The organism is Amycolatopsis rubida (assembly GCF_900115345.1).
Taxonomy (GTDB): Bacteria; Actinomycetota; Actinomycetes; order Mycobacteriales; family Pseudonocardiaceae; genus Amycolatopsis; species Amycolatopsis rubida.
The window spans coordinates 245,872-265,143 of record NZ_FOWC01000004.1 but is presented as its reverse complement, the minus strand read 5'-3'; the positions used below and the strand labels follow the sequence as shown (position 1 = coordinate 265,143).

General features: G+C 69.3%; 19 protein-coding genes and 1 pseudogene. 10 read left to right on the top strand and 10 right to left on the bottom strand.

The window, feature by feature from the left end:
- Positions 1-44: 44 nt before the first annotated feature.
- Positions 45-1,229 (top strand): MFS transporter, encoded by a 1,185-nt coding sequence (locus tag BM362_RS18875; RefSeq protein WP_244287205.1) that lies wholly within the window; start codon positions 45-47, stop codon positions 1,227-1,229.
- Here BM362_RS18875 and BM362_RS18870 read toward each other — a convergent pair.
- Complete coding sequence (locus BM362_RS18870) at positions 1,187-1,801, bottom strand: TetR/AcrR family transcriptional regulator (RefSeq protein WP_067592312.1); 615 nt, start codon at positions 1,799-1,801, stop codon at positions 1,187-1,189. The genes BM362_RS18875 and BM362_RS18870 overlap by 43 nt on opposite strands.
- 70 nt (positions 1,802-1,871) lie before the next feature.
- On the opposite strand from BM362_RS18870, the gene BM362_RS18865 reads away from it, so the two are divergent.
- Complete coding sequence (locus tag BM362_RS18865; RefSeq protein WP_425285710.1) at positions 1,872-2,255, top strand: hypothetical protein; 384 nt, start codon at positions 1,872-1,874, stop codon at positions 2,253-2,255.
- 14 nt (positions 2,256-2,269) lie between these two features.
- On the opposite strand, the gene BM362_RS18860 is transcribed toward BM362_RS18865, so the two are convergent.
- Together BM362_RS18860 and BM362_RS18855 are read right to left on the bottom strand one after the other, a co-directional pair.
- The gene (locus tag BM362_RS18860) at positions 2,270-3,571 is read right to left on the bottom strand and encodes an MFS transporter (RefSeq protein ID WP_093574016.1); all 1,302 of its coding nucleotides are present in this window, start codon (positions 3,569-3,571) and stop codon (positions 2,270-2,272) included.
- Positions 3,568-4,794 carry a M20 metallopeptidase family protein gene (locus BM362_RS18855; protein ID WP_067592327.1) on the bottom strand — a complete coding sequence of 409 codons (1,227 nt, stop codon included), beginning with the start codon at positions 4,792-4,794 and terminating at the stop codon, positions 3,568-3,570. The genes BM362_RS18860 and BM362_RS18855 overlap by 4 nt, the downstream gene beginning before the upstream one ends.
- A gap of 43 nt (positions 4,795-4,837) precedes the next feature.
- Here BM362_RS18855 and BM362_RS18850 point away from each other — a divergent pair, with 43 nt between their 5' ends.
- The gene (locus BM362_RS18850) at positions 4,838-5,947 is read left to right on the top strand and encodes an Lrp/AsnC family transcriptional regulator (RefSeq protein WP_244287204.1); all 1,110 of its coding nucleotides are present in this window, start codon (positions 4,838-4,840) and stop codon (positions 5,945-5,947) included.
- Here BM362_RS18850 and BM362_RS50580 read toward each other — a convergent pair.
- A pseudogene (locus tag BM362_RS50580) lies at positions 5,944-6,875 on the bottom strand (GlxA family transcriptional regulator). The gene BM362_RS18850 and the pseudogene BM362_RS50580 overlap by 4 nt on opposite strands.
- Before the next feature lie 242 nt (positions 6,876-7,117).
- Between BM362_RS50580 and BM362_RS18840 the strand changes: the two are divergent.
- Complete coding sequence (locus BM362_RS18840) at positions 7,118-7,942, top strand: saccharopine dehydrogenase NADP-binding domain-containing protein (protein WP_208865252.1); 825 nt, start codon at positions 7,118-7,120, stop codon at positions 7,940-7,942.
- 4 nt (positions 7,943-7,946) lie between these two features.
- On the opposite strand, the gene BM362_RS18835 is transcribed toward BM362_RS18840, so the two are convergent.
- The 3 genes from BM362_RS18835 to paaI are packed head-to-tail and all read right to left on the bottom strand — an operon-like array spanning position 7,947 to position 10,215.
- Positions 7,947-8,537, bottom strand: coding sequence for a TetR/AcrR family transcriptional regulator (locus BM362_RS18835; protein ID WP_067592331.1), 591 nt, complete (start codon positions 8,535-8,537; stop codon positions 7,947-7,949).
- On the bottom strand, positions 8,534-9,823 hold the full coding sequence (paaK, locus tag BM362_RS18830; RefSeq protein WP_198545618.1) for a phenylacetate--CoA ligase PaaK: 1,290 nt from the start codon (positions 9,821-9,823) through the stop codon (positions 8,534-8,536). The genes BM362_RS18835 and paaK overlap by 4 nt, the downstream gene beginning before the upstream one ends.
- Complete coding sequence (paaI, locus tag BM362_RS18825; protein ID WP_067592400.1) at positions 9,820-10,215, bottom strand: hydroxyphenylacetyl-CoA thioesterase PaaI; 396 nt, start codon at positions 10,213-10,215, stop codon at positions 9,820-9,822. Before paaI ends, paaK begins: the two co-directional genes overlap by 4 nt.
- Positions 10,216-10,415: 200 nt before the next feature.
- Between paaI and paaZ the strand changes: the two genes are divergently transcribed.
- The 6 genes from paaZ to paaE are packed head-to-tail and all read left to right on the top strand — an operon-like array spanning position 10,416 to position 16,167.
- Positions 10,416-12,443, top strand: coding sequence for a phenylacetic acid degradation bifunctional protein PaaZ (gene paaZ, locus BM362_RS18820; protein ID WP_067592333.1), 2,028 nt, complete (start codon positions 10,416-10,418; stop codon positions 12,441-12,443).
- The gene (paaA, locus tag BM362_RS18815; RefSeq protein WP_093574015.1) at positions 12,440-13,375 is read left to right on the top strand and encodes a 1,2-phenylacetyl-CoA epoxidase subunit PaaA; all 936 of its coding nucleotides are present in this window, start codon (positions 12,440-12,442) and stop codon (positions 13,373-13,375) included. Before paaZ ends, paaA begins: the two co-directional genes overlap by 4 nt.
- A complete protein-coding gene (gene paaB, locus BM362_RS18810; RefSeq protein ID WP_009073848.1) occupies positions 13,372-13,656 on the top strand; it encodes a 1,2-phenylacetyl-CoA epoxidase subunit PaaB in 285 nt (94 codons plus the stop codon). The genes paaA and paaB overlap by 4 nt, the downstream gene beginning before the upstream one ends.
- Positions 13,657-13,669: 13 nt before the next feature.
- Positions 13,670-14,527 carry a 1,2-phenylacetyl-CoA epoxidase subunit PaaC gene (gene paaC / locus BM362_RS18805; protein WP_067592346.1) on the top strand — a complete coding sequence of 286 codons (858 nt, stop codon included), beginning with the start codon at positions 13,670-13,672 and terminating at the stop codon, positions 14,525-14,527.
- Positions 14,528-14,574: 47 nt separating this feature from the next.
- Positions 14,575-15,090 carry a 1,2-phenylacetyl-CoA epoxidase subunit PaaD gene (gene paaD / locus BM362_RS18800; RefSeq protein WP_093574214.1) on the top strand — a complete coding sequence of 172 codons (516 nt, stop codon included), beginning with the start codon at positions 14,575-14,577 and terminating at the stop codon, positions 15,088-15,090.
- A complete protein-coding gene (gene paaE, locus BM362_RS18795) occupies positions 15,091-16,167 on the top strand; it encodes a 1,2-phenylacetyl-CoA epoxidase subunit PaaE (protein WP_093574014.1) in 1,077 nt (358 codons plus the stop codon).
- 184 nt (positions 16,168-16,351) lie between these two features.
- Here the strand turns inward: paaE and BM362_RS18790 are convergent, their stop codons facing one another.
- From BM362_RS18790 to BM362_RS18780, 3 genes are read right to left on the bottom strand one after another with little or no spacing between them, the layout of a single operon-like run.
- Complete coding sequence (locus tag BM362_RS18790; protein WP_093574013.1) at positions 16,352-17,461, bottom strand: adenylate/guanylate cyclase domain-containing protein; 1,110 nt, start codon at positions 17,459-17,461, stop codon at positions 16,352-16,354.
- A gap of 4 nt (positions 17,462-17,465) precedes the next feature.
- Complete coding sequence (locus tag BM362_RS18785) at positions 17,466-17,915, bottom strand: universal stress protein (RefSeq protein WP_093574012.1); 450 nt, start codon at positions 17,913-17,915, stop codon at positions 17,466-17,468.
- A gap of 57 nt (positions 17,916-17,972) precedes the next feature.
- Positions 17,973-19,244 carry a coiled-coil domain-containing protein gene (locus tag BM362_RS18780; RefSeq protein WP_067592406.1) on the bottom strand — a complete coding sequence of 424 codons (1,272 nt, stop codon included), beginning with the start codon at positions 19,242-19,244 and terminating at the stop codon, positions 17,973-17,975.
- Positions 19,245-19,272 lie beyond the last annotated feature (28 nt).

Here is a 19,272-nt window from a genome sequence, read left to right as displayed (position 1 = left end):
CGTCGGCTAAGTTTTGAAACGATCGTTACACGAAAGGGTCTCCCATGTCCTCGCCCCGAGTGCCGTCCGCGGTCTATGTACTGGCCGCTGGCATCTTCGCCATGGTCACCAGCGAGTTCGCGGTCGCCGGGCTGATGCCGCAGCTCGCCGCCGGACTCGGCGTCGACGTCGCGCGGATCGGTTACCTCATCACGGTGTTCGCCGTCGCGATGGCGGTCGGCGGCCCGGTGCTGACGCTGGCGTTGCTGCGCATCCGGCCGAAAGCCGCGCTGATGGTCGTCTTCGCGGTGTTCCTGGCCGGCAACGTGCTGGCCGCGCTCGCGACGACGTACTCGGTGCTGGTCGTCGCCCGGGTGATCAGCGGCGTCGCGTCGCAAGCGTTCTTCGGCATCGCGATTTCCTTGTGCGGGCAGCTGGTCGACGAACGCGTGCGCGGCCGGGCGATCGGCGTCGCGATGAACGGCTTGATGCTCGGCACCCTGCTCGGGCTGCCGCTGGCGACCTTCGCGGGCGGACATTACGGCTGGCGGGCGGCGTTCTGGACGATCACCCTGCTGACCGTGCTCGCCGCGCTGCTGACCCAGTTCCAGGTCCGCGACCCCGGACAGGCCGAGCGCCGGGAAGCGGACTTCAGCGTTTTCCGCCGTCCGAAGCTGCTTCTCGCGCTCGTCTCCAGCACACTGATCATCGGCGCGACCTTTTCCGCGTTCAGCTTCTTCACCCCGATCCTGACCGAGGTCAGCGGGTTCTCGCCGGACACGGTCCCGGTGCTGCTGCTCGGTTACGGCGCGGCCACGGTGGTCGGCAACAGCATCGTCGGCCGGCTCGCTGACCGGCACACCGTGCCGGCACTCGTGGCCGGCACGCTCCTGAACGCGGTGTTCCTCACCGGATTCGCGTTGTTCACCGACCTGCCCGCGGCCGCGCTGGCGTTCATGCTCGCGATCGGGCTGGCCGGCGTGACGATGAACCCCGCGATGGCGGTGCGGGTGCAGCGGGCCGGGAACACCAGTCCGCTGGTCAACACGGTGCACTCGTCGTTCATCACGCTCGGGGTCATGATCGGCTCGTTCGCCGGGGCCTGCCTGATCGAGCCGTACGGCCTGCGCGCGCCCATCGTTCTCGGCGCCGCGATGGCCGTGGCCGCGGTCGTGACCATCCTGCCCGCGTTCGGCCGGCGCGCTGCTCAGCCGGCGGTGGAGGTCTGCTGCGCCAGCACCGCCGGATAGGTGGTTTCCAGCAGCTGCACCAGCGATTCCACCAGGAACGCGCGCAGTTCGGCCCGCTCCAGCGTGCCGCGGACCAGCCATTCCCGGGACGCGGCGCGCACCATCCCGCCGTAAGCGCGGATCATCGCCCGCAGCTGCGGATGCCCGTTCCCGGGCAATTGGGCGGCGGCGAGCACGCGGTCGGCGGCGATCTCGTCCGCCTCGCGCATGATCCGCTCGACCTCCGGGTCGTGCGCCGCGTCGATCACGGTGAGCCAGGCGTCGCGGTTGCGTTCCACGACGTCGATCCACCGGTCGATGCCGACCTCCAGGCGCAGCCGGGGCGGGCCGTCCGGCAGCGCGTCGACGACCGGGGCGGGCACGATCGTCATCTGCCGCACCACTTCGAGATACAGCTCGCGTTTGCCGCCGAAATAGTGGTTGATCAGCGGCCGGGCGACGCCCGCGGCGGCCGCGATGTCCGAAGTGGACACCGAGGAGTAGCTGCCCGCGCCGAAGCACCGCCGGGCAGCGGCGAGGATCTCGGCCCGGCGCTGCGCGGGGTCCAGCCGCCGCCGGGGTCCGCTGCTCACCGGGCCAGCCTCGCCGCCGGGCGAGGTCGTTGTCAACACGGTGCCAAACGCGCGGCGGTGCCGTCACCGGATGCCGTTACCCAACCGGAACAACCCGCCGGTAACTCCGGCCGCCCCGGCCGCGACCTTCAGCCGGGGGACCTGGGGCGAGCGGGAGCGGGCGATGGACGGCACGGACCAGCAGCCGCGGCCGTCCGGCCGATGGGTCGGGGTGCGGCTGCACCACCGGCATGTGCGGATGGACGACCGGCCGTGCGCGACCGGCTGCCCGGAGGACGAGCTGACGGTGTCGTATCCGGGGATACTGATCAGCAGCTACGACGACGGCGAACTGGTGGAGGAACGCTGGGTCCCGCTGGGAGCGGACCCGAGCGAGGAGGACGACGAGACGCTCATCGAACGGCTGCGCGCGGCGCTGTGGTGGCAGCTCGGCGAGACTCGGCCCGACAGCTGAGCCGCGCCAGCGGTTCAGTCCACTATGGATGGTTTGCGAACAGCCTTCTCCCGCAGGTCCACGCCCCGCGTCTCCGGCAGCGTGAACACGACCAGCGCGCTGATCACCATCAGCACGATCCCGTAGATGACGAACAGCGACGGATGCCCGTTCCCGGCGAACAGGGTCTGCAAGTACGGCGCCGTGCCGCCGAACGCCGCGACCGCGATCGAGTACGGCACTCCGACGCCGACCGCGCGGATGCGGGTCGGGAAGATCTCCGCGTAGACCGCCGGGCCGATGGCGGAGAACCCGGCCATGAACAGCAGCGCGATCGACATCGCCACGAACAGCTGCCACGGCTCGCGCCCGACCATCGCGTTCAGCGGGAAGCTCAGCAGGAGCAGGCCGGCGATCGCGATGAACAACACCGGCTTGCGGCCGATGCGGTCGGACAGGATTCCCCACAACGGCAGGGCGATCAGGAAGACCACGTTCGCGAACACGCCCGCCCACAGCGCGCCGGTCGGGTCGACACCGCGCACGGTGATCGCGTACGACGGCGCGGCGACGGCCCACATGTAGTAGATGACCGTCGCGCCGACAGTCAGCCCGACGACCTGTGCGAGCAGTTTCGGGTTCTGCTTGATCGTGTGCCAGATCTGGCCCTTTTCCTTCGCCGCGTTCTTCTTCGCCGCCTGGAACACCTCGGTCTCGCGCATGCGGAGCCGCACGTAGAGCGAGTAGATCCCGAAGACGCCGCCGAGGATGAACGGGATCCGCCAGCCGAAGGAGAGCATCTGCTCGTGGGTCAGCACGCCGGAGAGGACCGCGCCAAGCAGGGTGCCCACGAGCACGCCGCAGGTGCCGGAGAAGTAGATGAGGCTCGACCACAGTCCGCGGCGGGCCGGCGGGGCGACCTCGGCGATGTAGGTCTGCGCGGACGGCAGTTCGCCGCCGTGCGCGAGGCCCTGGGCCAGTCGCGCGACCACCAGGATCACCGACGCCCACACGCCGATTTGGCCGTACGTCGGGGAAAGGCCGATGACCAGGCTGCCCGCGGCGGCGATCGCGACGGTCAGCGCCATCGCGAGCTGACGGCCCTTGCGGTCGGCGATCCAGCCGAACAGCCAGCCGCCGATCGGCCGCGCGGCGAAGCCGACCGCGAACACCGCGAGCGTGCTCAGCAGAGCCGAAACCGCGCTGTCGGCGTTGAAGAACTGCGCGGCGAAGAACGACGCGAACGTGGCGTAGACGTTCCAGTCGAACCATTCCATCGCGTTGCCGGCGCCGAGCCCGAACAGGGTACGGCGACGGTCTGGGGCCACAGAAGTCATCGCAGTGCTCCTTCGGCGAATCGGTCGAGACGGCGGACGGCGAGTTCGGCGTAGACGGTGGCGGCGCGCGACAGCACGGACGGGTCGAAATCGGCGTACGGGCTGTGATTGTTGGGCGCGGTGTGCGGTTCGAGGCCCGGCATCAGCGCGCCGAGGCCGAGGAATGTGCCGGGCACCGCGGCGAGGACACGCGAGAAGTCCTCCGAACCGGCGACTGGGTTGGGCAGGTCGGTGTAGTACTGCTCGCCGATCGTCTCTCGGACGACCTCGGCACCAAACGCCGTCTCGTCGGCATCCGTTACGGTCACTGGATATTCGTTCTCGAACACGACGTCCGCGGTGACGCCGTTCGCCCGCGCGGCGCCGTCGATCGTCTCGCGGATGGTGGTGTCGAGCAGGGCGGCGGTGTCGTCGGAGAAGCAGCGGACGGTGGCTTCGAACTCGGCGGTCGCGGGGATGACATTGCGCTTCGTGCCGCCGCGGATGACACCGACGGTGAGCACCGCCGGGTCGAAGATGTCCAGGCGGCGCGTGATCATCGTCTGCAGCGCGGTGATCATCGCCGCGGCAGCGGAGATCGGGTCCTTCGCGCGGTGCGGCATCGACCCGTGGCCGCCTTCGCCGTGCACGGTCACGAGCAGCTTGTGCGAGGCCGACATCAGCGTCCCGGGGCGGCTCGCGAACTGACCGCTGGGCAGCATCGACGAGAAAACGTGAAGCCCGTACGCGGTGTCAACGCGTTGGCCGGCGGCGTCGAGCACGCCTTCCTTCAGCATCACGCCAGCGCCGTCCCATCCTTCTTCGCCGGGCTGGAACATCAGGACGACGTCGCCGTTGATCCGATCGCGGTGCGTGTGCAGCAGCCGAGCCGCGCCGACCAGTGACGTGGTGTGCAAATCGTGGCCACACGCGTGCATCGCGCCGTTGGCAGCGGCGAAATCGAGCCCGGTCGCTTCCTGGACCGGGAGCGCGTCCATGTCGGCGCGCAGCAGAACCGTGCGCGGTTGAGCCGAATCGCGGGCGGCTCCTTCGCCGCGGAGTACCGCGGTCACGGACGTCGTGTCGGTTCCGGTGGAGATCTCCAGCCCGAGCCCGTCGAGTTCGCGCAGGACCCGTTCCTGGGTGCGCGGCAGGTCGAGGCCGATCTCAGGCTCGCGGTGCAGTTCGCGGCGCAGCTGCGCCAGGTCGTCCTGCTGGCTGCGGGCGTCTTCGTGGAGGTCCACCGGTTCGGCTCCTCTTCGTCGGGAACGGCGTCTTGGTGGTCGAGTGTGGGAACTCGCGCCTGATATCGCGTTAGAGTTGTCGGAATCGCTCGCGAACCCGTTATCTGGAGAAGAAATAATGATCGAGTCACTGGAGGAGGAAGACTTTTCGCTCATCCACGCACTGCAACTGCGTCCCCGTGCCACCTGGACGCAACTGGCCGCGGCGCTCGACTCCTCCCCGGTGACGCTGGCGCGGCGCTGGGAGCGGCTGCGCGACGGGGGAGCGGCGTGGGTGACGGCCTATCCGCACGTGCCCGGGCTGTATCAGGTGCAGGCCGCGTACGTGGAAATCCGCTGCGCGAGCGGCCAGGTGCGCGAGCTGATCCGAGAGCTGTCGACGTGGTCTTCGGTGGCCAGCATCGAGGAGGCTTCGCGGGAATACAGCCTGGTACTGACCGTTTTCGGCCTCGGCCTGCGTGACCTGTCCGCCTTGCTGCTGGACGCGATCCCCAGCCTGCCCGGCGTGCTCAACACGCGCTCGCACCTGGCTTCGCGGCTGCATGTCGAAGGCAGTTCGTGGCGAGTGGGCGCCTTGGATCGGCGGCGCGTGCAGGCACTGTCGCAACTACCGGCCATCGGCGGCGGGCGGATGGCCACACTGCAGCCGTGGGAAGAGCCTTACGCCCCGCTGACTAGTGCGCTGGGCGAGGACGGCCGCCACAGTGCCGCGGACCTGGCGCGGATCACCGGGCGTCCGGTGTCGACCGTGCGCCGCCAGCTCGGGCGCCTGCTGAATGCCGACGCGTTGACGTTCCGCTGCGAGATCGCGCAGGGGCTGACGCCGTCGCCGGTTGTCGTGAACTGGTGGTGCCAGGTGCCGGTGGCGCACGTGTCGACGTGCGTGGACCGGTTGCGGGCCAACCCGGCTGTGCGGCAGATGGCGAGTCTGCCGGGGCCGGCGAATCTTCTGGTGACCACGTGGACGCGGTCGATCGAGGAATCGATGCGGATGCAGGAACATCTGGAACAGGACCTGGCGCCGCTGTCGGTGGTGGATTCGGCGCTGATCCTGCGGACGGTCAAGCGGATGGGGTGGCTGCTGGACGATGTGGGGCGCAGCACGGGGTTCGTGGTGACGATGCCCGCTCCGGCCCGGGAGGAAACGTCCTAGGTCAGCCGGAACGTCGCGCGGTATTCGGACGGGGAGACGCCGAGTGCGTCGCGGAAGTGGCGGCGGTGGGTGGCGGCGCTGCCCATTCCGCAGCTGGCGGAGATCTGATCGATCGAGGAATCGGTGCGTTCGAGCAGTTCCCGCGCGCGGGCGAGGCGTTGCTGATGCAGCCAGTTCAGCGGCGCGGAACCGAATTCGGCGCGCATCCGGCGGGCGAGCTGCCGGGAGCTGAGGCCCGCGCGGCGCGCGAGGCCGGCGACCGTGAGCGGTTGCTCCAGCTGGACCCGCGCCCACTCCGCGGTACGGGCTAGGCCAGAACCGTCCGGAGAAGGCGGCGGGGACACGAATTGCGCCTGGCCGCCGTGTCGATGCGGCGGGACGACCAGCCTGCGCCCTAGGTCGTTGGCGACCGCCGCGCCCAGGTCTCGGCGCACCAGGTGCAGGCACAGGTCGAGGGCGGCCGTTTTGCCCGCCGAGGTGAGGATGTCGCCCTCGTCGGCGTAGAGCACGTCGGCGCGTACTTTCAGGCGCGGATAGCGGCGGGCCAGGTCGTCGGCGTGCATCCAGTGGGTGGTCGCGATCCGGTCATCCAGCAGGCCCGCCTCGGCGAGGACGAACGAGCGATCCGGACCCCGCTCGCGTGCGCGTCCCGGAGAGCGGCCGCGAGCGCCGGATCGATCTCCTCGCCGGGGGAATCCGTGGAGGGGACCACGATCAGGTCAGCGGCGGCCTCGCCGATCTCCGAGACGCCGATCGCGGGCAGATGCGGCAGCCAGTGCCGCGGCGACCGTTCGGGGCAGGCCACGACGACGTCGTACCAGGCGCCGGTGGGGGAGAGGGCCGAACGGTCGACGCCGAAGACTTCCGCCGCGATCGCGACCTCGTACAGCATCGCGTGCTCGTGGAGGACGAGCACCAATCGAGGCATGTCCGATACTGTACGCAACTCGTCCTTTCAGACACTCACCAGTGGCGTGCGGGAGTGTCCAGAATCGAGGGCAGGACAGATTCTCAGCGGGTCCTGGTCTACGGAGCCAGCGGTCACACCGGAAAGTTCGTGATCGGCGAGTTGCTGCGACGCGGTCTTCAACCGGTCGTCGCGGGGCGCAGTCTCTCGCGGCTCGCGCAGTTCGCGGATCTGGACCGGCGAGCATCGACGACGACGCAGGGTTGCGGGCGCTGCTGAACGACGTCGCGGTGGTGCTCAACTGCGCTGGCCCGTTCCTGGACACCGCGCTCCCGCTCGCGACGGCGGCGGTCGAGACCGGCACTCACTACCTGGACGTCACCGCGGAGCAGCCAGCCGTCCAGCAGCTCGATCGCGAACTCGACGCACCCGCCCGCTCGGCGGGGACAGCCGTAGTGCCCGCCATGGCGTTCTACGGCGGACTGGCCGATTTGCTTCTCACCGCCATGCTCGGTCCCGAGAAGTCCGCCGCCGAGGTCGAGATCGCCGTCGGACTGGACCGGTGGTGGCCCACGGAGGGAACCCGGGTCACCGGCGCCCGCAACACCGCGACCCGGCTGGTGATCCGCGACGGCGTCCTCGCCCCGATCGCTGATCCGGCAGCGACCGGCACCTGGGACTTCCCGGAGCCGATCGGCGCACAGTCCACTGTGGAGCTGCCGTTCTCCGAGGTGGTCACCATCGACCGGCATCTCGCGGTGGGAACCCTGCGTTCCTGGCTGAACACCGCCCCGCTCGACGACCTCCACGACCCGGACACCCCGGCCCCGCAAGCCCACGACGAGCACGGACGCTCGGCACGACGCTTCGCCGTCGAAGTCACCGTCGGGCCCGGCACGCAGACTCGCCGCGCCACCGCGACCGGGCGCGACATCTACGCCACGACCGCACCGATCCTGGTCGAGGCCACGGTCCGGCTTCTCGACGGCCGGTACCGCGGCTCGGGCGCGCTGGCACCAGGCGAGGCGTTCGCCGCCGCCTTTCTGACGGCGCTACCGGACGCCGATTTCAAAGCTGTCTGGCACTGAGCCGCTAGGCGCGCAACCCGTCGAACGCCATCTTGCACACCGCGTCCGCCAGTTCCCCCGGAGACGCTCCCCGGCGCGGCCGGTACCACTCGATCAGCGAGTTCACCGTGCCGAACAACAGCCGCGCCGCGATCGCCGGGTCGATATCCGGCCGGACATCCCCTTCGGCTTCGGCCTGCTTGACCAGATCCGTCACCAGATGATCGAACTCGCGCCGCCGCGCCAACGCCGCCCGCTCGGCCTTCGTATTGCCCCGCACCCGCAGCAGCAACGTCACGAACGGCAACCGATCCGCGAGCACCAGCACACTCCCGCGCACCAGGTGCTCCAAGCGGTCAATGGCGCGCCCGTCCAGTGCCTCGGTGGACTCCGCGACCTCGAACAGCCCGTCCAGCGCCCGGTCCACCGCCAGCCGCAGCAGTTCCTCCTTGCTCGGCACGTGGTGGTAGATCGCGGATTTCGTGATGCCGAGCTTGCGCGACAGGTCCTCCATGCTGGTCCCGTCGTAGCCGCGGTCGTTGAACAGCTTGACCGCGACCAGGAGCAGCGACTCCAGGTCGTAGCCGGGCCGGCCGCGGCGGGCGGGGGCAGTCACGAGCGTTCGTCCAGCACGCGGCGCATTTTACCGAGCGAGCGCTCCAGCGTGTCCGGGTCGACGACCTCCACCGAAACGCTTACGCCGACGCCGTCCTTCACTCCGGCAGTCACCACAGCGGCGGCGGCGGTCCTGGCTTCGGCGGTCGTGCCGGCGCGGGCTTCGACGCGCACCGTCAGATGGTCCAGGCGGCCGCGGGTCGAGCGGACCAGCTGGAAGTGCGGGCTCAATCCCTCGGTGCGCAGCACGACTTCCTCGATCTGCGTGGGGAAGACGTTGACCCCGCGCAGAATGATGAGGTCGTCGCTGCGGCCGGTCACCTTCTCCATCCGGCGGAACGCGGGACGCGCGGTGCCGGGCAGCAGGCGGGTCAGGTCGCGGGTGCGGTAGCGGATGATCGGCAGCGCCTGCTTGGTCAGCGACGTGAACAGCAGTTCGCCGCGTTCGCCCTCGGGCAGCACCTGTTCGGTGAACGGGTCGATCACCTCGGGGAAGAAGTGGTCCTCCCAGATGTGCAGGCCGTCCTTGGTCTCCACGCATTCCTGCGCGACGCCCGGGCCCATCACCTCGGACAGGCCGTAGATGTCGACCGCGTCCAGCGCGAACCGTTCCTCGATCTCGGACCGCATCTGCTCGGTCCACGGCTCCGCGCCGAAAATGCCCACCTTCAGCGAACTGGCCCGCGGATCCACGCCCTGGCGCTCGAATTCGTCGAGCAGCGTCAGCAGATACGAGGGCGTGATCATGATGACTTCCGGCTTGAAGTCCGTGATCAGCTGGACCTGCCGGGCGGTCATCCCGCCGGACGCCGGAATCACCGTGCAGCCGAGCTTTTCCGCACCGTAGTGCGCGCCGAGCCCGCCAGTGAACAGGCCGTATCCGTACGCGACATGTACCTTGTGCCCCGGCCGCCCGCCCGCGGCGTGGATCGAGCGCGCCATCACGGTGGCCCAGGTGTCGATGTCGTCCTCGGTGTAGCCGACGACGGTCGGCTTCCCGGTGGTGCCGCTGGACGCGTGCAGCCTGCGGATCTGGTCCTGCGGCACGGCGAACATCCCGAACGGGTAGCTCTCGCGCAGGTCGGCCTTGGTGGTGAAGGGGAACTTCGCCAGGTCGCCCAGCTCGCGGCAGTCGTCGGGGTGCACGCCCGCTTCGGCGAACTTCTTGCGGTACAGCGGGACGTTCTCGTACGCGTGCCGCAGGGTCCACTGCAGCCGTTCCAGCTGGAGCGCGGCCAGCTCGTCGGCGCTGACGGTTTCGGCGAGGTCTGCGGTCAGGGGAGTCACTGTGTTTCCCGGGTCTTCTCGATGACGCGGCTGCGGCCGCGGAATTCGGCGACGACCTCGGGCCCTTCGGGGGTCTCCCGGTGCACCGTGACGTCGTAGATGCCGTTGCGGCCGTAGCGGGTGCGCTCGGCGGCCGTCGCGACGAGGTGATCGCCCAGTTTCCCGGCGGCGACGAACGAGATCTCCGCGCCCGCGGCGACGGTGACCGGCCCGTGCGTGTTGCAGGCGAGGGCGAAAGCGGTGTCGGCGAGCAGGAACACGTAACCGCCGTGGGCGATGTCGTGTCCGTTGACCATCGTCTCGGTGACCTTCATCGTGGCCACCGCCCTGCCGTCGGCCGCTTCGACGAGTTCGATGCCGAGGGAGCGGGACGCCGCGTCGGTGTCGAACATGGCGTGCGCGGCGTTGCGGGTCACGAGCTAGGCCTCCGGGACGGTGACTTACTGACCGATTGGCCGGTAATCCCGGCTGGAGCCCAGTAAAGGCCGCGACCCGTTCGGTGTCAAGCAATGCGGGGGTTCCGATCAGCCGGGAGACCGGCTATCCTGCGAATTACTGAACGTCCGGTTGGTAATTCGGCGAGAGGGTCGGCATGGTTCTGCTCCGCAGCTACGTCTCCGGGGGATGGCACACGGCGCCGGGCGAGGGCGCCCCGCTGCACGACGCGGCGACCGGGGAGGAAGTGGCCCGGATTTCGTCGGAGGGGATCGACTTCGCCGCCGCGCTCGAGTACGGGCGCAGCGTCGGCGGCCCGGCGCTGCGGAAGCTGACGTTCCATCAGCGAGCCGCGCTGCTGAAATCGCTCGCCTCGCACCTGCGCGAGCACCGCGAAGAGCTGTACGAGCTGTCGGCCCGTACGGGCGCGACGCTGGGCGACTCCAAGTTCGACATCGACGGCGGCATCGGCGTCCTGTTCAGCTACGGCTCGAAGGGCAAGCGCGAACTGCCGAACGACACCGTGTACGTCGAGGGCGCGGTCGAGCCGCTGAGCCGCGGCGGCACGTTCGTCGCACAGCACATCGCGACCCCGCTGCAGGGCGTCGCGATCCAGATCAACGCCTTCAACTTCCCGGTGTGGGGTCCGCTGGAGAAGCTCGCACCCGCGTTCCTCGCCGGGGTGCCGAGCCTGATCAAGCCGGCCAGCCAGACCGCGTACCTGACCGCGCGGCTCGTGGAGCTGATCGTCGAATCCGGCATCCTGCCCGAGGGCACAGTGCAGTTCGTCGCGGGCAGCGTCGGCGACCTGCTCGACCACGTCACCGCGCAGGACCTGGTGTCGTTCACCGGTTCCGCGTCCACCGCGCAGAAGCTGCGCGCGCACCCGGCGATCGTGCGGAATTCGGTGCGGTTCAACGCCGAGGCCGACTCGCTGAACTGCTCGATTCTCGCTCCGGACGCCCGGCCGTCGACGCCGGAGTTCGACCTTTTCGTCAAGCAGCTGACTACCGAGATGACGGTGAAGGCGGGCCAGAAGTGCACCGCCATCCGCCGCGCGTTCGTTCCGGCGGAGATGCTGGACGACGTTGCGGAGGCGGTCAGCGCCCGGCTCGCCAAGGTGACGGTGGGCAATCCGAACGCTGAAGGCGTCCGGATGGGTGCGCTGGCCAGCCTGGAACAGCGTGAAGAGGTGCGTCGTTCGCTGAAGGCCCTGCTCGACGCGGGCAGCGTCGTCTTCGGCGACCCGGAGCACGTCGACGTCGTGGACGGCGACGAGGCGACCGGCGCGTTCATCTCGCCGATCCTGCTCAAGGCCGACCCGGAGCGCGCCGAACCGCACGAGGTCGAGGCGTTCGGCCCGGTGTCCACGCTGATGCCGTACACGTCGGTCAAGCAGGTCATCGAGTTCGCGGCACGGGGCGGCGGCAGCCTGGCCGGGTCGGTCGTGACCGGTGACCCGGTGTTCGCCCGCGAGATCGTGCTGGGCGTCGCGCCGTACCACGGCCGTCTGCTCGTGCTCGACAGCGAAGACGCGAAGGAATCAACCGGGCACGGTTCGCCGATGCCGCAGCTGGTGCACGGCGGCCCCGGCCGCGCGGGCGGCGGCGAGGAAATGGGTGGTATCCGCGGCGTGCTGCACCACATGCAGCGCACGGCCGTGCAGGGCAGCCCGAAGGTGCTCGGCGCTGTCACCGGCCGGTGGGTCGAGGGCGGTCCGCGCGTCGAAGGCGAGCACCCGTTCCGGAAGTCGCTGGCAGAGCTGAGCATCGGCGACACCGTGGTGGCTGGCCCGCGCACCGTCACTCGCGCCGACATCGACCACTTCGCCGAGTTCACCGGCGACACTTTCTACGCGCACACCGACGAGGCGGCGGCCGCGGCGAACCCGCTGTTCGGCGGCATCGTGGCGCACGGCTACCTGGTCGTCTCGTTCGCGGCGGGCCTGTTCGTCTCGCCCGAGCCGGGTCCGGTGCTGGCCAACTACGGCCTGGAGAACCTGCGGTTCCTGACGCCGGTGAAGGTCGGCGACGCGCTGACGGTCACCTTGACAGCCAAGCAGATCACGCCGCGGATCGACCAGGAGTACGGCGAAGTCCGCTGGGACGCCGACGTCACCAACTCCGACGGCGACTCGGTCGCGAAGTACGACGTGCTCACCCTCGTCTCGAAGGAGCGGCCGTGACCGCTGTAGCCGATCTGGAGACCCAGTTCGAGCACACCATCGAACGGGACCAGCGCATCGAACCGCGCGACTGGATTCCCGAGGCCTACCGCAAGACGATGATCCGCCAGATCGCGCAGCACGCGCATTCGGAGATCATCGGCATGCAGCCGGAGGGCAACTGGATCACGCGCGCGCCTTCCTTGCGGCGCAAGGCGATTCTGCTCGCGAAGGTGCAGGACGAGGCGGGGCACGGGCTGTACCTGTACTCCGCGGCGGCGACGCTCGGCGCGGACCGCGCGGACCTCACCGACAAGCTCATCACCGGCAGGCAGAAGTACTCGTCGATCTTCAACTACCCGACGCTGACCTTCGCCGACGTCGGCGTGATCGGCTGGCTGGTGGACGGCGCGGCGATCTGCAACCAGGTGCCGCTGTGCCGGTCGTCGTACGGGCCCTACGCGCGGGCGATGATCCGGATCTGCAAGGAGGAGTCCTTCCACCAGCGACAGGGCTACGAGCTGCTGATGACCATGATGAAGGGCACCCAGCAGCAGCGGGACATGGTGCAGGAGGCGGTGAACCGCTGGTGGTGGCCGTCGTTGATGATGTTCGGCCCGCCGGACGCGGATTCGCCGAACACCGCGCAGTCGATGGCGTGGAAGATCAAGCGGCACACCAACGACGAGCTGCGGCAGCGTTTTGTCGACATGTCCGTCCCGCAGGCCGAGGCGCTCGGCGTGACCTTCCCGGACCCGGAGCTGAAGTGGAACGCCTCGCGCGAGCACTACGACTTCGGTGCGGTCGACTGGGACGAGTTCAAGAACGTGCTCAAGGGCAACGGCCCGTGCAACGCGGAGCGGATCGCACACCGGCGTCGCGCGCACGACGAAGGCGCCTGGGTCCGGGAAGCCGCGGCGGCGCACGCGGCCAAGAAAGAGGTTTCGGCATGAAGCACGACTGGCCGCTGTACGAGGTCTTCGTCCGCGGGAAACGGGGACTGAACCACGTCCACGTGGGTTCGCTGCACGCGGCGGACGACGAGATGGCGCTGCACCACGCGCGCGATCTCTACACGCGCCGCAACGAGGGGGTGTCGATCTGGGTCGTTCGCGCCTCGGACATCACCGCGTCGTCGCCGGACGAGAAGGACCCGTTCTTCGCGCCAAGCGGGGACAAGGTGTACCGGCACCCGACGTTCTACGACATTCCCGACAACGTTCCCCACATGTAAGGGATGTCTTGCTGTGTCCTTTGACAACGTCTACGAAGCCATCACCGAGGACAACGACGCGCGGTGGGCCTTCGGCACCGGGTTCGCCGATCCTTTGTCCGGTGTGGACACTTCGGTCCCGTCCGGAGTGGACGGTGCGCGGCTCGCCGCGTATTGCTTGATGCTGGGCGATGACGCGTTGATCTTCTCGCACCGGTTGCAGGAGTGGGTCGCGGGCGCGCCGGAGCTGGAGGACGAGGTCGCGATCGCGAACATCGGCCTCGATCTGCTCGGCCAGGCGCGGTTGCTGCTCGCTCGTTCGGGCAAGGCTGACGGTACGGACCGTTCTGAGGACACGTTCGCGTTTCTGCGCGCCGAGAACGAGTTCCGCAACGTTCGGCTGGCTGAGCTGGGCGGCGGGCACTTCGGGCACCTGATCGCGCAGCTGTTCGTGTTCTCGACGTGGCGGCTCGCGTTGTTCCAGCGGCTGGAGTCCAGTGCGGACCCGGTGCTGGCGGCTATCGCGGCCAAGGGCGTGAAGGAACTGGCCTATCACCGGGATTATGCCGCGCAGTGGCTGGTGCGGCTGGGTGACGGGACGCCGTTGTCGCACGAGCGGATGGCCGAGGGGCTGGCCGCGGTGTGGCCGTATGTCGAGGAGTTGTTCTCGACGCATCCGGTCGAGCTGGTGGATGCGGCTTCGGTGCGGCCGGAGTTCGACGCTGTCCTGGATCAGGCGTTCGCGGCGGCAACGATGGACCGGCCGGAGATCGGGGCCATTGCCGGGGTTTCCGGCCGGATGGGGCGCGACGGCGTGCATACCGAGCAGATGGGGTTCCTGCTGGCCGAGATGCAGAGTGTGGCTCGGGCGATGCCTGGAGCGTCGTGGTGAGCGCCGACGTGTTCTTTCCCTCGGAGGCGGCGTCCAGCACCGCCGACGTGTTCTTTCCCCCGGAGGCGGCGGCCAGCACCGCGGCCGCGGTGGCTTCCACGGTCACGGATCCGGAGCTGCCGATGCTGACGCTCGCGGATCTGGGTGTGCTGCGCGAAGTGTCCGAAGAGGACGGTCGAGTTACCGTTTCTATTACGCCGACCTATTCCGGTTGCCCGGCGATGGACACCATGCGCGACGATCTCGAACACGCGTTGCGCGGCGCGGGATATGTCGAGATCGACATCCGCACTGTGCTGGAACCGGCTTGGACCTCGGATTGGATCAGCGCGGACGGGCGGCGGAAGTTGGCGGAGGCCGGGATCGCGCCGCCGGGGTCCGCGCCGCGGCGGGCTGCCGGGCCGATTCCGCTGACGCTGGGACCTTCTGTGCGGCGGGTGGCTTGCCCGCATTGCGGGTCCTTGGATACGGAGGAGCAGTCCCGGTTCAGTGCGACCGCGTGCAAAGCGTTGCGGCGGTGCCGGGCTTGCTGGGAGCCGTTCGAACACGTCAAGGAGATTTGAGTGACTGCCACCGTTTCCCGCCGTGCCGGGTTCCATCCGTTGCGGGTGGCTGAGGTCGAGCGGCTCTGCGACGACGCTGTGGCCGTCACCTTCGACGTGCCTGAGGAGTTGTCCGAAACCTACGCCTTCGCGCCCGGTCAATCGCTCACCCTGCGGCGGATGGTGGAGGGGCGGGACGAGCGGCGGTCGTACTCCATTTGCGCTCCGGCGGGGGAGCGGCCTCGGGTCGGGGTGCGGTTGGTGCCGGACGGAGTGTTCTCCTCGTGGCTGGTCAATGAGGTTCGTGCGGGGGATACAGTTGAGGTATCCGCGCCCACGGGTTCGTTTACTCCGGACCTGGCCGCCGGCGGCCACCACGTGCTGATCGCCGCCGGGTCCGGGATTACCCCGGTGTTGTCGATCGCGGCCTCGTTGCTTGCCACGCCGGATGCTTCGGTGACGGTGCTGTATGGGAATCGGCGTACTGACACGGTGATGTTCGCTGACGAGCTGGCTGATTTGAAAGACCGGTATCCGGCGCGGCTGGAACTCGTGCATGTGCTGTCCCGGGAGCCTCGTGAGGCTGAGTTGTTCACCGGACGGCTGGATGCGGACAAGCTGCGTGCGCTCTTCGGGTCGATCGTGCCGGTCGAGGATGTTGACCATTTCTGGCTGTGCGGGCCGTTCGGGATGGTGACTTCGGCGCAGGATCTTCTTGGTTCGCTGGGAGTTCCCGGGGAGCGGATTCATCAGGAACTGTTCTATGTGGACGATGTGCCGCCGGAGCCGGTCAAGCATGCCGACCCCGCTGTCGCCGGGGCTTCGTCCGAGGTGACGTTGGTGCTGGACGGTCGGTCTACGACGATGAATCTGCCCCGGGAATCTTCGGTCTTGGACGGGGCGCAGCGGTTTCGGCCGGATTTGCCGTTTGCCTGCAAGGGCGGGGTGTGCGGTACCTGCCGGGCGCGGGTGACCGAGGGGGCCGTGGACATGCGGCGGAATTTCGCGCTGGAGAAGGCTGAAGTGGATGCTGGGTTTGTGCTGACGTGCCAGTCGCATCCGGTTTCTGAGCGGGTTACTGTGGATTTTGATGCTTGAGGGGTGCGGTTCGCAGGCGGGGTGGTTGCGCGGTGCGCTGGTGCGGCTGGGTGCCTCGACGGCGGGCGGGTTGTGAAGGGCTCCCTGAGGGATTCCAAGTACGTGAGGCCCCTCCCGGCCGGTGGAGGGTCGTGCGGGGAACCCTGAGGGAATCAGAGTCGGTGCGGGTTCCCCTCACGGACGGTCAGCGGCGTCGGCGGCGTTTGCGTGGGGCGGCGGGGAAGTCGTCTGGTACGGGGGTTTCGGGCGGGGTGGGGTCGCCCAGGCCCAGCATTTCCGCGGCCAGTTGCTGGGACGACGCGAAGCGGCCGGTGGGTTTGTCCTTCGCCCTCCGTAGTGCGGAGGGGCGGAGGCGGTTGTAGCCGCGCACTGCGATGGGGCGGCGGGTGCGGAGATCGAACTGTGGCAAGGATTCCAGTTCCCCGGCCAGTTCTCGGTCGACCAGCACGGTCCCGGGGCGAGCGGCTGACGTGAGCCGTGCGGCTAGGTTCACTACGGAGCCGTAGACGTCGCCGAAGCGGGACAGGACCCGGCCGGTGGCCATTCCGGCTCGGACTGCGGGGAGGCCGCCGTCCTCGCCGGTGCGCTCGGCTAGCGTCAGGGCGATTTCCGCGCCGTCGGCGGGAGTGTCGGTGACGAAGAGGACTTCGTCGCCGATCATCTTTACTACTCGGCCGTGGTGTTCCGCGATGACTTCAGTGGCCAGGGATTCGAAGCCGTCCAGGACTTGGGTCAGTTCTTCTTCGTCGGCTTCTCTCGTGAAACGCGTGTAGCCGACCATGTCCACGAAGCCGACTACCAGGGCGCGCGTTTCCAGGTCCTCGTCGGGGCTGGCGAAGGCGCGGCCGGCGAACGCGGCCAGGTGGCGGCGCCAGACGTAGTTCTGTACTCGCTCCAGTTCGGGGAGCAGGCGCTCGACCAGGCGGGTGACCTGGCGGTCGCTGCGGGCCAGTTCCGGGTTTTCGGTGATCAGCCGCCACAGCATGTGGACCTGCCACTCGGCCAGCCGGGACAGATGCTGGCCGAGGGCACGGGTCACCGCGACTTCCATGCCGGGCGCGACGAGCCCGGAACTCACCAGACCGTCGGCGATGCGCATGGCTTCGACGTCCGCGTCGGTGAACACCATCTCGTCGTCTTCGACGGTGGCGAAACCCAGCGCCCGCCACAGCCGGCGCGAGCGTTCTTCGGGTACTCCGGCCCGTTTCGCCACTTCGAGCCGGGTGTAGCGGCGGGGTCCGCCCAGCAGGGCGCGTTCCAGCCGCTGCTGCAGGTCCCGGGAAGAATCGGCCACGGCCTCAGGTGGTGTGCACGATCAGCACGTCGACGCCCGACTTCCGGGCCACCTCCGACGGCACCGAGCCCAGGATCCGCCCGGCCAGGGTGTTGAGCCCGCGGTTGCCGACCACCAGAAGATCGGCCTCGCGGTCCTTCACGACCTTGCGCAGCGTGTCGACCGGCTGACCCTCCAGCGCGACCGTCTCGATGTTCTTGGCTCCGGCCTTCGTCGCACGGTCCCGCGCGGACTGCAGCGAGTCCTCGGCGGGCGCGGACCCGACTACCTGGTAGGCCTCGTCGCCCAGTTCGTCCTGCGCGCGTTCCACGTCTTGGCGGCTGGCCGGGTGGTACGCGCAGACGACGACGAGCGTCGCCCCCGCGTCGGCAGCCACCCCGGCGGCCTTGTCCACCGCGGCGAAGGACGAGTCGGACCCGTCCGTGCCCACCACCACAGTCCGATAGACAGCCATCCACAACCTCCCGGCGAATCGGTCAGCGGGGCGGCGCGGCCCCTTCGCGGGGGAAGGTTACTCGCCAGTCGGTTTTCCCGCCGGGCGCGGTTTCGGTTGCGGCTTGGGCACGTCGGACGTACGCAGCCGGACGGTCTGCTCGACGTCGCCGCTCGCCGCGGGCTTTCCGCTGTTCGCCGGGGCGTTCTTGCCGCCCTGACCAGCGGATTTCTGCCCGGCTGGAGCGCTGGTCCTGCTGTTGTGCGCACCCGCGTTGCCGCCTGGCTGGGTGCCGCTCGCCTTCGCGCCGCCGGCCGGCGAGCCGTTCGTGCCGGACCCGTTGGCGGTCTCCGCCGCGGCCTTGATGTCCGCGGGCACCTCGCCGTCCATCTCGCCGAGCACGTGCTGCGCCTCGGCCAGCACCGTGCGCGCCGACCGGACCTGCTCGGCCAGGCTCGCCCGGACGCCGCGCAGGGCCTCGACCCGCTCGTTGGCCTGGGTGATCCGGCGGTTGGACTCGTCGGTGGCGGTGCGGACGCGGCGGCGGGCCTCGTCGGCCGCTTCCGCGAGCCGCGCGTTGGCCTCGGTGATCGAGTCCTGGCGGCGCTTGTTCGCGTCGGCGACCGATTCGCGCTGGCGCCGGTCGATGTCGGCCTTCGCGGCCGTCTCCTCTTCCAGCACCTTCGCCCGGATCGCGGCCGCGTCTTCGGCGGCCTCGCGGACCCGGCGCTCGGCCTCCGCCTTGCTGGCCGCCTCCTGCTCGGCAAGCACGCGCATCGCCTCGGCGCGGCGGGTGGCCATGGCGATCTCGAAGTCTTCCTCGACCTGCGTGCGGCGGGCCTCGGACTCCGCGTCGAGCTTCTTGCGCTCGGCCTCGGCCTCGTCGGTGATCCGCTTGGCCTCGGCGCGCGCGTCCTCAAGCACCTTGCGGTGCTCGGCTTCCATTTCCTTGCGGCGCAGATCGAGCTCGGTGAGCAGTTGCTCGTACCGGGCGCGCATGGCGCTGGCGTCGGTCTCCGCCTTGGCCCGGATGTGACCGGCTTCGGCCTCGGCGCGGGCCCGCGTGTCGGCGGCCTCGTCCTGCGCCAGCCGCAGCATCCGCTGGAGGCGTTCGGACAGGCCCTCGACGCTCGTCGGCGGCTGCGCGAGCCGGTCGACCTGACCGCGCAGATCGGCGATCTCGCCGCGCGCGACTTCCAGCTGCCGGGCCAGGTCGCCGGCTTGGGCGATGGCGGCGTCGCGGTCGGCGGTGAGCATCTTCAGGTCGCCGTCGAGCCGTTCCAGGTGCTCGTCGACCTGGGCCCGGCTGTACCCCCGCTTCGCTACGTCGAAGCCGGCTCCCAGCGGCACGAGTTCGCGTTCATCGCCAAGACTCATG

Coding starts and splice junctions, on each gene's coding strand:
- BM362_RS18860 (WP_093574016.1), bottom strand. CDS start 3,571: ATGACTTCTGTGGCCCCAGACCGTCGCCGTACCCTGTTCGGGCTCGGC.
- paaI (WP_067592400.1), bottom strand. CDS start 10,215: ATGTTCGACACCGACGCGGCGTCCCGCTCCCTCGGCATCGAACTCGTC.
- paaB (WP_009073848.1), top strand. CDS start 13,372: ATGAAGCACGACTGGCCGCTGTACGAGGTCTTCGTCCGCGGGAAACGG.
- BM362_RS18785 (WP_093574012.1), bottom strand. CDS start 17,915: ATGGCTGTCTATCGGACTGTGGTGGTGGGCACGGACGGGTCCGACTCG.
- BM362_RS18865 (WP_425285710.1), top strand. CDS start 1,872: ATGCCGTTACCCAACCGGAACAACCCGCCGGTAACTCCGGCCGCCCCG.
- paaZ (WP_067592333.1), top strand. CDS start 10,416: ATGGTTCTGCTCCGCAGCTACGTCTCCGGGGGATGGCACACGGCGCCG.
- BM362_RS18875 (WP_244287205.1), top strand. CDS start 45: ATGTCCTCGCCCCGAGTGCCGTCCGCGGTCTATGTACTGGCCGCTGGC.